At 39.4% G+C, this 16,198-nt stretch carries 11 protein-coding genes and 2 pseudogenes; 3 read left to right on the forward strand and 10 right to left on the reverse strand.

The window, feature by feature from the left end; translation table 11 throughout:
• Positions 1 to 3 precede the first annotated feature (3 nt).
• From ACFINR_RS02770 to rpmE, 4 genes and pseudogenes are all read right to left on the reverse strand, one after another.
• A complete protein-coding gene (locus ACFINR_RS02770; protein WP_375613195.1) occupies positions 4 to 1,278 on the reverse strand; it encodes a hypothetical protein in 1,275 nt (424 codons plus the stop codon).
• 872 nt (positions 1,279 to 2,150) lie between these two features.
• Positions 2,151 to 2,397: pseudogene (locus ACFINR_RS02775) on the reverse strand (ABC transporter); the annotation flags it as partial.
• Between the two features lie 254 nt (positions 2,398 to 2,651).
• Positions 2,652 to 2,843, reverse strand: a pseudogene (locus tag ACFINR_RS02780) (ATP-binding cassette domain-containing protein); the annotation flags it as partial.
• Between the two features lie 255 nt (positions 2,844 to 3,098).
• A complete protein-coding gene (gene rpmE, locus ACFINR_RS02785; protein ID WP_005774581.1) occupies positions 3,099 to 3,320 on the reverse strand; it encodes a 50S ribosomal protein L31 in 222 nt (73 codons plus the stop codon).
• A gap of 187 nt (positions 3,321 to 3,507) precedes the next feature.
• On the opposite strand from rpmE, the gene ACFINR_RS02790 reads away from it, so the two are divergent.
• Complete coding sequence (locus ACFINR_RS02790) at positions 3,508 to 5,298, forward strand: ABC transporter transmembrane domain-containing protein (RefSeq protein ID WP_375652455.1); 1,791 nt, start codon at positions 3,508 to 3,510, stop codon at positions 5,296 to 5,298.
• A 1,189-nt stretch (positions 5,299 to 6,487) separates the two neighbouring features.
• Here ACFINR_RS02790 and ACFINR_RS02795 read toward each other — a convergent pair.
• The 6 genes from ACFINR_RS02795 to tkt all read right to left on the reverse strand — a co-directional run bounded on the left by ACFINR_RS02795 (position 6,488) and on the right by tkt (position 14,460).
• The gene (locus ACFINR_RS02795) at positions 6,488 to 6,610 is read right to left on the reverse strand and encodes a hypothetical protein (protein ID WP_375628678.1); all 123 of its coding nucleotides are present in this window, start codon (positions 6,608 to 6,610) and stop codon (positions 6,488 to 6,490) included.
• Positions 6,611 to 7,298: 688 nt separating this feature from the next.
• Positions 7,299 to 7,640 (reverse strand): hypothetical protein, encoded by a 342-nt coding sequence (locus ACFINR_RS02800; protein ID WP_273790485.1) that lies wholly within the window; start codon positions 7,638 to 7,640, stop codon positions 7,299 to 7,301.
• Positions 7,641 to 8,396: 756 nt separating this feature from the next.
• Positions 8,397 to 9,428 carry a class I fructose-bisphosphate aldolase gene (locus ACFINR_RS02805; RefSeq protein ID WP_375652456.1) on the reverse strand — a complete coding sequence of 344 codons (1,032 nt, stop codon included), beginning with the start codon at positions 9,426 to 9,428 and terminating at the stop codon, positions 8,397 to 8,399.
• A gap of 107 nt (positions 9,429 to 9,535) precedes the next feature.
• A complete protein-coding gene (locus ACFINR_RS02810) occupies positions 9,536 to 10,729 on the reverse strand; it encodes a phosphoglycerate kinase (protein WP_375632092.1) in 1,194 nt (397 codons plus the stop codon).
• A 513-nt stretch (positions 10,730 to 11,242) separates the two neighbouring features.
• A complete protein-coding gene (gene gap / locus ACFINR_RS02815) occupies positions 11,243 to 12,250 on the reverse strand; it encodes a type I glyceraldehyde-3-phosphate dehydrogenase (protein WP_375621005.1) in 1,008 nt (335 codons plus the stop codon).
• Between the two features lie 203 nt (positions 12,251 to 12,453).
• Positions 12,454 to 14,460, reverse strand: coding sequence for a transketolase (tkt, locus tag ACFINR_RS02820; protein ID WP_375652457.1), 2,007 nt, complete (start codon positions 14,458 to 14,460; stop codon positions 12,454 to 12,456).
• Between the two features lie 334 nt (positions 14,461 to 14,794).
• On the opposite strand from tkt, the gene ACFINR_RS02825 reads away from it, so the two are divergent.
• Both ACFINR_RS02825 and ACFINR_RS02830 read left to right on the forward strand, forming a co-directional pair.
• Complete coding sequence (locus ACFINR_RS02825; RefSeq protein WP_005774573.1) at positions 14,795 to 15,070, forward strand: DUF4164 domain-containing protein; 276 nt, start codon at positions 14,795 to 14,797, stop codon at positions 15,068 to 15,070.
• Positions 15,071 to 15,082: 12 nt separating this feature from the next.
• A complete protein-coding gene (locus ACFINR_RS02830; protein ID WP_375613188.1) occupies positions 15,083 to 15,472 on the forward strand; it encodes a cell division protein ZapA in 390 nt (129 codons plus the stop codon).
• Positions 15,473 to 16,198 lie beyond the last annotated feature (726 nt).

A 16,198-nucleotide genomic window follows, 5' to 3' on the forward strand; every position in this document is an offset into this window, starting at 1 on the left:
GCATTATTCTAAAGTATGTATCAAATAGGCATGGGATTTATAAAAATGCACATTTTTGTTCTCGAGAATTGCTTCTTGAAATTCGCTCACGAACTGTTCTTGATCTTTTTTGATAGCCTCTTCCAGTGCATTTACCTTTTCATCACCGAAAATGATTTTTAATTTTTCTTTTGAATTTCCTATTTTGACAAGCATTTTCCAAAAGATCCATTGATTATCACATTTCTTACTTGACCACTTCATCCATTCTATGACTCCTAATTTATAGGCTTTTTCATATGTTGGAGTCTCTTTAGAAATACGCAACCCCTTTTTCTTTTCTTTATCTTTCTCTCTACAAACATCAATGTCATTTCTAACCGTAGAGTAACGACAATCCTTATCAAAGGCAATATATCCTTCTTTTACCGTATCAATAAGCTGCTTATAGTAAATAAAAGTTTTTCTTGCCGCTTTATAAGCACTGGAAATATCATACAATAATGCTAGAAGCTCTCTTTTACGAATGCATAGTAATTTAGCATCTCTAGGCAGACTAAGATACCAACAAGACAGTATCTCTTCTAGCGTTTCATATTCTGTATATTTAGGTATATCTTCATAATAAATTTCCAAAGACTTTAACTCTTCATAGTATCCTGAAGCCTTGTCTTGTAGTTGCTGTTCATATTCAGCCATAATCATATCATCAACCATATATAAACACCAATGAAGCGACAACATTGTATGTTTATATCGTTTTTTTTTCGTAAGAGGATCTACAAACTTTTGCAAAGTGATCCTATTCTTTCTCATCAATCGCACTGCTTTTAGATAAGTTTCCTTAAAAGTGATTATGAACGCATTTATTTTTTTGATATGTTCATCAGTCAGTTCTTTTGTCAGCGCCTTTTCATACAAAAACCACGCTTCTCCATATCCTTGCATACAAATATCTTTTACCATCAAAGGCCATTGTCCGCTCGATTCAGAAGATAGCCAATGTTCAGGATTTTTTATCTCCAGTAAATCTCTTTCCCAATGCTTTGCTTCTTCATCCCATTGTTTAATCCATTTTGGCGATATTTTTTGAGTTTTTTTAACAAGCCTTTGTTCCCATTGTGCAATAATATTTTGGTATATCGCGCACTCTCGATCTTTTAGCTGCAGTAATTTTTCAAACTGTTCAAGTTGTTCATTTAATTGCTTTTTCTGATAATTTGCTAACCAAAGACTATAGATTATGCTCCCTATTATAACTATTCCTACTATAACTATGAAAGTATCGTGATCACTCATTCTTGCTTTCTTCTATCCTCACCAACATTTAACGCAGCTCTTTTATCGACTTCTCGATATTGCATCATTATGTGTATATCTGATTTGAAAATCACTACATATTCTATTTTAATAAAAACAATACACAAAATATAGATGTTTTTATTGGTGAAATAAAACAATTTGTATTTAATAATGCTGTTTTAATGATTTATGTACTTTAAAGAAAAGCCTTATAAGCCCTCAAAATGCATGATCCATGAAATATTGATTTTCAAAGTAATAAAAACCTTAACTCAACCAAACAACAAAACAAACTGCGTGCTTTGTTCGCACTGTTTTATAACATCAATAAAAAGCGCCTCTCTGCCTATTTAGCAGTTCTTCTTTAAGTAGCCCAGCACCATCATACTCTTATGCCAGCGCCCCCCGTTGTGATAGCCCCTAAAACTTGAGACACTTCATGAAGAAGACTTATTCTTTCTTTAAGTATTTTTACTTCACGCGAGCTCTCTCTGCTTGCAGCATGCAAGAGAAATGGTTTTGATTAATGCAACATAACCAAATTTGAAACGAGAAATTCCATGTAAGATCTTTCATGAAAAACAATGAGTTATCATTATAAATCAACGTGACAGTGCTGTTATGAAGAGAACTCCTTGCTCATCTTAATAGTCCATAGCGATTTAACTGGGTATTATTTTATATTCTGTACACAGAAGTGTCTTTATAAAAATACTTCATCTCAGGCAAAAAAAAAGAACCGCCCGTTAAAAAAGAAAAACACCTCAATGCTTGCCTTTCTTTTTTCCATGAGAGTTTCAAATTGATAAGCCTGTCTGAAAAGAATACTGTTTATGCCCTTAAAGATACTGCTCTTGTATCAAGATCACTTACTCAGATGAAAATTGCAGTTGAGCCAAATGCGCATAAACATTATTTTTTATAATGAGTTGTGTGTTCCTTCTTCCACAAAAGCGCCTTTATCCATCACGAGAATACGATTAGCTTTTAAAATTGTTGCCAAACGATGTGCAATGACCAGGATTTAGGATTTTGTATCAATCCTTCTAAGGTATCTTGCACCAACTTTTCACTGTTTTCATCTAAAGCAAATCTTGCTTCATCAAGTGGCAACATTTTGATTTATAATAATAATTCATTGTCTTGTATGTTGAATGAGAATCCCGAATACCGTAGGATTCTCTCATTTCAAACCATGTTTCATGGTGAACCAACCAAAACCATGCCTTTTGCACGTACCAAGCGGGGAAAGCCCGCGTGAATAAAAAACTATTAAGAAAGAACTTAAAATGCCTATAATAAATTATCTCAAGTGCCAAGGGCTGTAGCAACATCCACGAGTTGGCAAATATAATGACGGTGCCGGCTTGCAACAAGAGGGCTGCATTTCTTAAAATCGCCAGTGCAATACCAATGCGTTGTTTTTGCCCCCCAGAAAGCATAGTACCACGTTCTTCTACTTGCGTATCCAAGCCATCTGGTAAAGCTTGAATAAATTCAAATGCATTGGCAGCTTTAGAAGCGGAAAATACTTCCTCTCCATGGATATGTTCAGTTCCAAAAAAAGAAGAAAAGTTTGCAATTATTTTATTTCAAGTCTTTATACTCTAGGGAAGAAAGGATTTATGCGTATATTTCAAAATGATTTTTGAATTTAAAAAACGCAACCACAATGATTTATAAGTGTTTAAGACCCATCTGTTTATGTCGGATGCGTTTTTGAATTAATATTTAAAGTGCACTCTTTGATAGGATAAAAAATCCATCCATTTGCAATCGATTTGTTTAAAACCTTTGTACCCCATAAAAGGAGGCTTTTACATGCCAATATTACCAAAACGATTTTTGAATTTAGAAAGACGACCACCACGATCTACGAGTGTTTGGGAGCCACCTGTCCATGCCGGATGCGTTCTTGGATCAATATCTAGATTAAGAGTATCGCCTTCTTTTCCCCAAGTAGAGCGCGTCGTATATTGGGTTCCATCCGTCATAACAACGGTAATTTTATGATAATTGGGGTGAATATTCGCTTTCATGCGTCGAACCTTTTGCGTTTATAGAATGAAATAGCACTTATTTGTTTTTTTAAGTGCACTTCCTTTGTCTTTTTGATACATTGATTTAAAGTATTTATTTCTATAACTGAGCACGCATCAAAAAACAAGTGTTCAAGATACATCATTGTATCAAGTGTTACAAATCCAATACAGTGAGCAAAATTTTATGACATTACGTTCTCGTTCAGAAAAATCGACAAAGTCTTCCCCTAAGAAATCTTCATTCTCTTCGCTTGCAATTTTTTTTCCCTATATTTTGCGCTATCGTTGGTTGTTTATCTTTGCTTTTCTAGCGTTATCTGTTGCTGCTCTTGTCACATTAGCTTTGCCTGTGGCTATCCGCCAAATGTTTGATCATGGGTTTTCTACTTCAAGCCATGGACATATCAATTTTTACTTTGGAATTTTGTTTATCTTAGCCTTGTTTCTCGCATTTGCTTCAGCAGCCCGTTATTACTGTGTTATCACCTTAGGAGAACGGATTGTTGCCGATTTACGGCGTGATGTGTTTGTCCATATTATGAAACTTTCTCCTGCTTTTTTTGATCGATCACATTCAGGAGAGATTGTTTCAAGGCTTCTAACAGATACCACACAAATAAAATTAGCTGTGGGCTCTACCGCCTCTACCGCATTGCGTCAGCTGATTATCGTGATCGGAGCCGTCGTGATGATGGTGATCACCAATGCTAAATTGTCTTTGTTGGTTTTAGCTGCTATTCCTGTTGTGGCCATTCCCTTGGTAGTCTTTGGACGTAAAGTTCGCTCTCGTACCCGCGCGGCGCAAGATCGTCTCGCAGATGCCAATGCTGTTGCTACAGAGCAGGTAAGTGCTATTCGCACTGTGCAAGCTTTTACCGCTGAAAAACTCGTTACAATACGTTTTTCACAATTGATAGAACGTGCTTTTCAAACAGCACGTGCTTCTGTAATCTTGCGCTCCTTTTTTACGGGGTTTGCAATTTTTTTGGTTTTTAGCAGTGTGGTTGCTGTTTTATGGATTGGATCGCGTGATGTTTTGAATGGAACGATGACAGGAGGGACATTAGGGCAATTTGTCCTTTATGCGGTTTTTGGAGCTTCTACTTTTGCGCAATTATCGGAACTGGGAGCAGAATTAATCCAAGCAGCAGGCGCTGCTGAACGGCTTGCCGAATTGTTACAAGAACAACCTACTATTGTAGCTCCTAAAAATGCTTTATCATTAGAGCAACCTGTTCGAGGTGAACTTGTTTTTGATCAGGTTGATTTTACCTATCCTTCTAGACCACAAGAGAAGGTTTTACGCTCGCTTTCATTTTCTGTAAAAGCAGGCGAAACGGTTGCTTTTGTTGGGGCTTCCGGAGCAGGAAAAAGCAGCATTTTTTCTTTGATCCTTCGTTTTTATGATCCGACAAATGGAACAATTCGGTTGGATGGCATAGAAATTAATCGCCTTTCTTTACAAGATTTACGCAGTGCAATTTCCTATGTTCCACAAGATGTTGCTATTTTTGATGGAACATTGCGTGATAATATTATTTTTGGAACTGAAAATACCCATGAAGAAGAAATCCTTGCTGCTGCTAAAACGGCTAATGCACTTGAATTTATTCAAGCTTTACCAGATGGCTTGGATACGCAAGTAGGAGAACGCGGTACCATGCTTTCTGGGGGACAAAAACAACGCATTGGTATTGCGCGGGCAATTTTAAGAAATGCACCCCTGTTGCTGCTTGATGAAGCAACATCTGCTTTAGATGCAAACAGTGAAAAGTTGGTGCAAGACGCCTTAGAAGGGTTGATGCAAAACCGCACAACCTTGGTCATTGCACATCGTTTGGCAACAATTTTAAAAGCAGATCGCATTCTTGTTATGGATAAAGGCGCCCTTGTGGAAGAAGGAACCCATGCCGAACTTGTGGCAAAAAATGGCGTTTATGCTTACCTCGCAAAATTGCAATTTTCACCCGAATAAGTAATCTTGATACAAGAGCAATATCTTTAAGGGCATAAACAGCACTTTTTTCAGACAGGCTTATCAATTTAAATCTCTCATGGAAAAAAGAAAAGCAAGCATTGAGATGTTTTTCTTTTTTAACGGGCTGTTCTTTTTTCTGCGCAAGATGGAGTATTTTTATAAAGACACTTCTGTGTACAGAATATAAAATAATACCCAGTTAAATCTCTATGGGCTATTAAGATGTGCAAGGAGTTCTCTTCATAACAGCACTGTCACGTTGATTTATAAGGACAATTCATTGTTTTTCATGAAAGATCATGAATACCATAGGATTTTCTCATGTCAAACCCTCATAGTGAGTCAAACAAAATCTCTTGGCTTGCTCATCACAAGCAGAGTTGGCGTGTGAAGTGAAACGGTACAAGAAAGGAATAAAATACCTCTCTTGCCCCTTTACGTTCTAAGGGCTGTCAAAACATTGGGGCGCTGACAAAAGAGTATACGCTGGCAAAGAGTATAATGGTGCTCGCTTGCGAAACCCTTATGCGGCTCACTTGATAGGCTCTAGGGACACAAGCACTACCCTAAAGACTGACCACACTCTTTAAAAAAACTGAATATGAAAATTTTTTCATGCCCTCTCTCACCGCTCTAAACAATAGTGTTTACCGAAAATCATGACAAATTGTAATTCACAAATACGCTTCTCTCTATTGCAAGAATATCCTTTTATTCTCTTTCAAACACACGAACACTTTTTGAATATTGTTTGCAGATTCATATTATTGAAAAAGAGCAAAGACTTTTTTAGCACTTTTGGGCTTCTTATAACTTTGTGAGAGCACATGAGCAACAGCTTTTATAATAAACCGGCTTTTGGCAAAATTGTAAAATTTTATCAAATTTATTGTTTGTAAATATCACCACGATCACTGTTCTGCTCTTGCAGACACCGCAACCTCAAAACACCGTTCTCTTTGCTCATAAATTGTCTCTCCAGCTCTCTCTTTCAGGCATAGCCCATAAAAATAAGGATAGAGTACTTCGATTGAACACCATCTTCTCACCCCCTCCAAGCCCCATATATTTTACAGCTCTCAACTTTATAGCACCCCCTATCATGCTTTAAGAAGGCACATTAACGATGATAAGAACATATACAAAGAAGATATATCTTTAGGGTATTTATGTTTAAAAGCTTGCACTAAATCATAATTTTTTTGTATAGCGAGCCAAGCATATGCAGAACTGACACCCTAACCATTTCAAACCATTCAACTGTTTCAGGAACAGATAAGCCAAGTTCTACGATTATATCTTCAACCACGAATTCACCGAAGTACGGAGGATTTTCATCATTTTTTAGCGCTCCCTCTTCAGTGATCCTCTCGATAATTAACCCATTCAGCATCTATACCAGAAAAGCGAAATATTACATGCTAATTTTCCTTTACATTCATTAGCCAAGCCCCCTCAAAATGACCTTTTAATAAATAGAGCTAAAAGGATAAGTCTTCAAAACCATTTGGTGAGATAGCTATATCAAGAGCACCTAAAATACGCCTTAGTTTCTAAGATAGGCAACTTCCCCCCTTTATCGTATCAGTCTTGTAGAACTTTAAACCCTTTATCTTCAAATCAAAAAATCATAATTGGATTATATTGCATAAAGATGCTTTTTCTCATTTTTCCATTTAACACACGATAAGTTACCATTTAGGCACGATGAGAAGCTTGCCCCTTATATCATGATTTCAGAACCGCATGAGAAGAATAAAAGATGATGTGGCTTAATAAGAGAGTTTGTTCATAAGCCGTTTGGGTATCTTAAGGTCAAGGATGCCGTTAGGCGCACCGCCCTTGTAAAGGGTTGCCTTGAGGCTTAAGGACCCAAGGCTTGTTAGTCCATTCATTAAACGCGGGTTTGATGTTATGATTTTGGAGAGCGATTATTAAGAATTTGAGAGGCAGACAGCCTCTCATTTTTATTTGTATGCAAACGAATTGCACTCTATTTATTCAGGGAGAATAAGAACATACCCAGGAGGTGCTAAACGGAACAAGAGAGCGTCGTAACCCCACGCAGCATACAGGGAGCAAATAGAAAAAATGCCTTCACCAATTGCTAAAAGTAATGTGAGCGATATACCGGCTTCATCTGCTGTTGCTTCGCGGCGTTGTAAGTAGTATCCGACAAAAAAGAAAAAGCACGTTATTCCACTCGCACCTGCAAAGAAGCTTAGTACGGCATGAACCGGTCCACGTATGCTGAACAGGATAAGAAAAATTGTGAAAGTAAATACTGTAAAGATCCCTTCGAATACCCCACGCACCATATTGCACAATTTTCGCATCATAATTGCAGAAAAGCTCTGTTCTGCGTATCGATTTTTTCTTTTGATGCTTGTATTCTTAGAAGATATACTGTTATTCTTAGAAGATATACCGTCCACAATTCCCCCCGTTTTAAGCCAAGATGCTATGAAGTTAATCACTTTTAATTATATCATCAAAAAATACAAGAAAAATTTATCCATTTTAATGAAAAAATAGGTGTTTTATTGAGGTGCAAATCTATTTTCTTTCGCAAGAGTTATTCAATTCGCTCGTTAATAGAAAAACTACCCCCATTGAAGAGGAAGCTATCCTGACGTAGAAAAGCTTCATAAGCTGTATTCCAATCCGCTCAGAAATCGCAACTTTCTAATCTACCCGCTTAATCCACCTTTGAAACTGCAATCAAATGAATTCTGCCGATGACAAGTAATGATAACATGAAAAAGAAAAAATATCACAATATCAAACTCTTCAATACAGTATGAGCTTTATGATTTTCACGCAAAAAGTAAGTACCACCTCATGAACGACACCATACTAAAGTGCTGTGCATTCACAAATTTCCTAGCATTGTCTCCCCTTCTCGAAATTGCACCTCTCCCGCAATCTTATCTCTCGATAGCACCCATTAAAGACTTTTAAAAGGTCCAAGGAAAAAACTCTCTGAGAAAGCTTTCAAGCCTAAAATGCCCCCGCCATTCTTATCATGATGAGGGCACAAAAAATCACGCAGAAACATGCAAAATCTCTCCGCATTTAAGAACAGGGCTTGTGCTTCAATCGCACACTTTTTCTTGTTCTTTTGTCCATTGTCCCAAAGCCGCAAGATGGTTCATCCGAGCCCGATGACGAAAGGCCTTCTGTGCAACAGCAATATTTTCATCTTTTCCCGCCCATGCTTTTAAGGCAGCTGCTTGCAGTGCTCGTCCATAGGAAAAGGTCAATTTCCAAGGCAATACGCCCAAAGAATTCATAGCAGATAAATGCGCCGTTGCTTCCTGATCAGACTGCCCTCCAGAAAGAAAAGCAATTCCTAGAACAGCAGCAGGAACAGTTTGTTTAAGCACTTGGACGGTCTTTTCAGCAACTTCTTCAACAGAAGCCTTGCGTGCATCCTTTCCATCAATCACCATATTGGGCTTTAAAATCATCCCCTCCAAAAGAACCCGAGCTTCAAACAATTCTTTAAAGACAGCCTGCAAAACAGTGCGTGTCACCTCAAAGCAGCGTGTAATTGAATGCCCACACGATGATCCATCCATCAACACTTCCGGCTCAACAATGGGCACAATATTGAACTCCTGACATAAGGCAGCATAGCGTGCAAGAGCTTGTGCATTTTGTCTTATGGCGCCTCTTGTTGGCAAAGTGTATTCATCAATAGCAATTACCGCACGCCATTTAGCAAAACGTGCTCCCAAAGCATAATAATCTTTTAGCCGCTCACGAAGACCATCCAACCCTTCGGTAATTGTCTCTTGGGGAAAAGCAGCCAAGGGTTTTGCACCGGTATCAACTTTAATCCCTGGCAAAGCGCCTGAATCCCGAATAAGATCCGTCAACATTTTCCCAGTTGATGCTTTTTGCCGAATGGTTTCATCAAATAAAATAACCCCAGAGATGGCGTTTTCCATCGCTTCTTTTGTACTAAAAAGCATTTCACGATAAGCACGGCGCTTATCTTCATTGGATTCAACACCAATGCTTTCAAAACGCTTTCCAATGGTCGCCGTACTTTCATCTGCCGCCAAAATACCTTTACCCGCATGCACCAAAGCAAGTGCAATATCTTCAAGCCGTTCATTCATAAAAAATTCCTCTTATTTTGTCTTAATTTCTAAAAATGCGCAACACTATCAAAACACTCTACACGACCGTATAGTTTTTCTTTAACCTTCCCCTTCAAAGAAGCCCTTTAAGCCTGCATAAGGGCAAGAATACCAGGAAGAACCTTACCTTCCATCCATTCCAAAAAAGCTCCTCCAGCAGTCGAAAGATAAGTAAAATCATTGGCAACACCGGCATGATTAAGGGCAAAAACCGTATCGCCCCCTCCCGCAATTGAAACCAACTTTCCCGTCAAACTACGTTCTGCTGCATGGCGTGCAACGGCAATGGTTCCCTTATCAAAGGGAGGCATCTCAAAAACACCAAGGGGTCCATTCCACACAAGAGTAGCAGCTTCATCTATCGCAGCATTGATATGCGCAATAGAGCGCGTCCCAATATCCAATATCATGCCATCTTGTGGAATATCTTCAATGTCATAAAGACGATGCGGTGCATCTTTTTCAAAACGAAATCCCACAACAGCATCCTGAGGGAGCAGAAGCGTACAGTGACACTCTCGCGCTTTTTTAATAATTTTTTTTATCGTTTCCATCAATGCATGTTCACACAGTGATTTCCCTACATGGATACCTTGCGCAGCTAAAAAACTGTTAGCCATCCCCCCACCAATAATTAAGGAGTCAACTTTTTCCACCAAATGATTGAGCACAAAAAGCTTACTAGAAACCTTTGCTCCTCCCACAAGGGCAACCACAGGACGTGCTGGATTGCCAAGTCCTTTTTCTAATGCCTGCAATTCACCTTGCAAAGAGCGTCCTGCATAAGAAGGCAACAAATGCGTTATTCCCTCCACCGAAGCATGGGCACGATGAGAAACTGAAAAAGCATCATTAACATAGAGATCTCCATTATGAGCCAAAGCTTCTGCAAAAGAACAATCATTCTTTTCTTCACCAGCATAAAAACGAACATTTTCAAGCAGTAAAACACCACCATTTTGTAATGACTCAACTGCAACCTGCACCGCCGAACCGATACAGTCAGGAGCAAAAGCAACCGGCTGATTAATGATCTTTTCCAGCACTTGCACAACAGGACGGAGTGAAAACTCTTGCTCTACCTTTCCTTTGGGGCGACCACAATGAGAAAGCAGAATAAGTTTAGCACCACGCTTTTGTAGCTCAACGAGTGTCTCTTTATGTCGCACAAGACGCGTCTCATCGCATACCTTACCTTGCGCCATAGGAACATTAAAATCTACGCGCACCAGAACACGTTTACCCAAAACATCAACATCATCAAGTGTACGAAACCCCATCACTGCTTCCTCTTCACTTTCCATTGTTTCAAATAAAAACGCATCCAACAACCCTGCCCACTTTTCTTTCCACTTATCCCCCCCTCTTTGCTTTTACAAGAGATCCACGACAGCCCATCTCTCACCCTCTGTTTGAAAAGCCAAAGCTTTTATCGTCAAATGTACAAAAGCCCACCATTGCTCTTAATCTTCATATTCCATTGTGGCAAACAAATGCATTGGCTCAACTTGATCTCTATTAAAGCTTCCTTTTACTTCTAGGAAAAAGAGTTTACATCTCCTGTTTTCTAACGTTTTCTCAAAGGGTATCTCGTTCAGATCTTACTTTTTAAAGTTTACTCTTTCATTCATCTTTTAAAAGCACGTATTGACACAGTATTAAAACAAAACACATCATCAATGTTTCAATAGCCTCTTCTCTCTAGCGCATGAGAACAACAGCCTCTAACTGTTTTTCTCAAAATTGCACAAAAATGAGACTTTTCCTTATAAAAAGAGGACCCTGAGGTCCTCTTATATTGTCTGAGCAAAAGCTACAGCAGTATCACTCATACGGTTAGAAAAGCCCCATTCATTATCATACCAAACCAGAACGCGACAGAGCTTACCATCAATCACTTTGGTTTGATCATTGTGGAAAATAGCTGAATGAGGATTATGATTAAAATCACAACTCACAAGTTTCTCTTCTGTCGTGTCCAAAACGCCCTTCAAAGAACCTTGTGCAGCAGTAGCAATAGCTGTATTAATTTCTTCGATTGTTGTGGAACGCTTAGCGATAAATGTCAAATCAACGACAGAAACATTAGGGGTCGGAACACGAATCGATACACCATCAAGCAATCCCTTTAATTCTGGCAAGACCAATCCCACAGCTTTTGCCGCTCCTGTTGAGGTAGGAATCATAGAAAGAGCTGCCGCACGTGCACGATAAAGGTCCCGATGCATTGTATCCAACACAGGTTGATCACCCGTATAAGAATGGATTGTTGTCATAAAGCCCTTTTCAATGCCGACCGTGTTATGCAAAACTTGTGCAACAGGCGCCAAACAATTGGTTGTACAAGAAGCATTTGAAACAACGCGATGCTCGCTGCTTAAAGATTGATGATTAACCCCATAGACGACCGTAAGATCTGCTCCTTCAGAAGGCGCAGAAATAAGAACACGCTTTGCCCCCGCATCTAAATGAGCACTTGCTTTATCACGCGCAGTAAAAATACCCGTACATTCCAAAGCAATATCGATATCCAAATCTTTCCAAGGCAATTGAGCAGGATCACGCTCTGCGCATACCTTTATTAAACCACCCCCTACATCAATAGCATCCCCTACCACCTTAACGATCCCAGGGAAACGCCCATGAACTGAATCATAGCGTAATAAATGGGCATTTGTTTCCACCGATCCCAAATCATTAATTGCAACCACTTCAATATCTTGTCGTCCACTTTCCACAAGCGCACGTAAAATATTGCGACCAATACGACCAAACCCATTAATTGCAACACGAACTGTCATTTCACATGTTTCCTCATCAATTTTTAAAAGCACAACATTTAAAACACAATAAATGGGTATTTCACCAATCCAAAATCATTAATTCCTATAACGTCAATATCTTGATCACTCACTCACTTATCCACAGTAATGCACAAGATCATCCACAACACTGTACAAAATAGATGCCTACGACCAAACCCACTCATGACAACACAAAGCTGTCATTTTGTACTTTGCTCTTTGATCTTTTCCAGCTCTTTTTCAACGGTGGCAACGACATTTTCCCAAGTAATATTAAAATGCGCATAAAGGGCATCAATCGTTCCACTTGCTCCAAAGCCATCCATGCCAATAAAGATACCATCACAGCCAATAAAACGGTCCCATCCTTGCCGAACAGCGGCCTCAATGGCAACTTTAATCGGCGCCTCTCCAATAAGAGCACGCTGATAGGAGAGAGATTGTTGAGAAAAAAGTTCAAAACAAGGCACAGAAACCACACGCGTTGGGATGCCTTTTTCTTCTAACACCGCATGTGCCTCCACTGCAATTTGCAATTCTGAACCAGAAGCAAACAGCGTCACTTGTGCATCATCGCTAGCTGTTAGGAATTCATAAGCACCAAGCATACAGAGATTTTCTTCTTCATACTCTTGACGCAAAAGCGGTAGATTTTGTCGACTTAAAGCCAAGGTAGAAGGCGTCCCGCATGCTTTCAAAGCCAATTGCCAACACTCGACTGTCTCCATAGCATCTGCAGGACGGAACACAAAATGATTAGGCATTGCACGCAGGCAAGCCAAATGCTCTACGGGTTGATGGGTCGGACCATCCTCACCAAGACCAATAGAATCATGAGTCATGACATAAATCACCCGCAACCCCATGAGAGAAGACAAACGCATAGCAGGACGCATATAGTCAGAAAAGCATAAAAAGGTTCCCCCATAAGGAATAAAGCCGCCATAAAGGGCAAGACCATTCATCACAGCTCCCATTGCATGTTCGCGAATTCCATAATGCAGATAGCGCCCTGAAAAATCTTCAGCAGAGATACTTTTCATCTGGCTGCTTTTTGTATTATTAGATCCGGTTAGATCAGCCGAACCACCAATAGTTTCACTAACGACTTCATTGATCACTTCAAGAGCCATTTCCGAAGCTTTACGCGTAGCAACAACGGGGCGCTCTTCAACCAATTTCTGTTTATAAGTATCAATAGCGCCATCAAATCCGCCCACGAGATCGCCCCGCATCAATCTTTCAAACTCCACACGCTCTGAGACAGGAAGATCAGCAAATTTTTCTTCCCATTTTTGGCGTTTTTTAGCAGCATTGAGACTAGCCAAGCGCCAATTATCGAGAATATCGGCTGGAATAACGAAAGGCTCAGCATCCCACCCTAAAGCGATACGGGTTTCAGCGATTTCTCGTGCGCCCAAAGGGGCTCCATGAACTTTATTGGTACCCGCTTTATTGGGTGCTCCAAAGCCAATTGTTGTTTTACAAGCGATCAAAGTTGGTTTATCGGAATTTTGTGCCGCCTCAATAGCCCGCGCAATTGCTGCTTGATCATGCCCATTGACTTTATGTGTCTCCCAACCAGATGCCTTAAAACGCGCAATCTGATCTGTACTGTCAGCAAGGGAAATCTCTCCATCGATAGAAATATTATTATCGTCCCACAACACAATAAGCTTATTGAGTTTCAAATGACCGGCAAGGGAAAGTGCTTCTTGAGATATCCCTTCCATAAGGCATCCATCGCCTACCAACGCATAAGTGTAATGGTTGATAAGATCACCAAAACGGGCATTTTGCAAACGCTCTCCAAGAGCCATCCCCACGGCATTAGCCAATCCTTGTCCGAGAGGACCAGTCGTTGTTTCGATTCCTGCCACATGCCCATATTCTGGATGCCCAGCAAGCTTTGCTCCTAATTGGCGAAAATTTTTGAGATCTTCAATGCCAATATCTTCATAACCAGAAAGATACAAGAGAGCATAAAGCAACATAGACCCATGTCCTGCTGATAACACAAAACGATCACGGTTAGGCCAGCGAGGTTTTTTGGGGTCATGAGCAAGGAATCTTGTATAAAGAACCGTAGCAATATCGGCTGCTCCCATTGGCAAGCCCGGATGACCAGAATTTGCTTTTTCAATCGCATCAATAGCAAGAAAACGGATAGCATTGGCCATCTGATTCTGTTGGTGGGTGTTTGTCATGAATAATCGACCATTTCGTTAAATACGTTATTCTGTTGCTTTTTCCGTATTCTCTTAAAATTCTCAAGAAATACTATTTTCTAACCATTAGCGTGAGACTTTTTGCCACCACTTCAATAATATTAATAACATTCCCCTCACGCGTTCTGTATATCCATGTCATTTATGCCAATACGCGCAAAAAATCCAGCTTTTAATTTATATCTATCCCCTGCTTTGCTTGCTAAAATATCCTACATACTTAAAAATAAAATGCACACAACACAAGAGTGAAAGTGATTCGTTTTTGCATAACACATTGATAAAGGATACAATTACCCAAAGGATAAAAGCAATGAACCAAGAGACTACAGTTCTACAAGATGCTTTAGAGCACCTAGAAAAGGCACTTAGAACTTTAGAGATCACCATAATAAACCGCAATGCCGTTATTGATAAAAATAACGAATGGGAAGAAGAAATCCAACGAATGAATGCTGACCGCAGCCATCTTGCCCAAGCGCTTGACAAAGCTGAAGCCCAAATTGAACGCTTAGAGTCCGTAAACAAAGAAGTTTCCAAACGTCTTATTAAAGCAATGGAAACAATTCGTGTTGTCATTGATAGATAAAGGTTTGAATGTATGGAAACTGTTTCCGTTACCATTGATGGTAAAGTTTATCGCATGGCTTGTGACAAAGGACAAGAACGTCGTCTTATTGCGCTTGCTGCTCAATTAGATCAATATATCACACATTTAAAGAACAATTTTGGTGAAATTGGCGACCATCGTTTATCGGTTATGGCTGGCATAATGATTATCGATGAAATGGAAGAAATAAAACGAGAAAATAAAAAATTACAAGAAGACTACAATACTCTTTTACGACTCCACAACGAAAGAGACCGTACCATGGGGAAAATTATGCGTGACACCACACAACGCATTGAAAATCTCACCAACCAATTGCTCAAAGATGATCAAAACCGCACAAACCTTCAAGAACAAGAACAGGAACAGGAAGATTTCTAAAAAGTACATCAGCGCGTAATAAACCAGAGATTTGACTTGTCCGCCACATCTCACAGGATAAAAATTCTTAAACCCACACCAGTGTGTAAACAGTCTGGTTTTTTATAGGAAGGATTCCAGCTACTCACGACTTATGGGATTAACTTAAACCTCAACAAGAAAGCCCTACCCTGAATATTTCACCTCCGCACAAACGCTTCCTATATCAAGGAGACTGCCTTATATCACCACATTTCAAATGAGATGTCTTTTAACCGCGCAATAAGATAACAAAATCAACATCATTGTAAAAAAATCATATAAATGACAACAGCAACAAACAAATAAAGCACCCTTCGAAAAAAAGAGCTATATTCATGTTCCCTATGAATGCATGCCCAAAAATCCTTGCCCCTTAGATAATATCAAGCAGATTCAATATATATTAAAAAATAACCTTATCTATTATACCGTAAAACACCGCTATTTGATACTATAAGCACCATGGAGTCTTTGCACCTGAGATGTCCATCCGATGAAACCCACCGAAAAGAACCGTATCATTTATAAACCAGCGTGAATTAAGTATTTTCATCCTTTAGAGCAGGAAAAAAGTCAAACCCGAAGAGTATGTTAATCTCATACAACCTCAAACATCATAAACAACAATAATAGCTCTTGAAAACATCCTCTACCGCTATTTTTATCCTTATAACAAATAATCCATATTTCTCTCCCCACCCCTCA

This window comes from Bartonella sp. AP19HLJMH (assembly GCF_042196245.1).
GTDB lineage: Bacteria > Pseudomonadota > Alphaproteobacteria > Rhizobiales > Rhizobiaceae > Bartonella.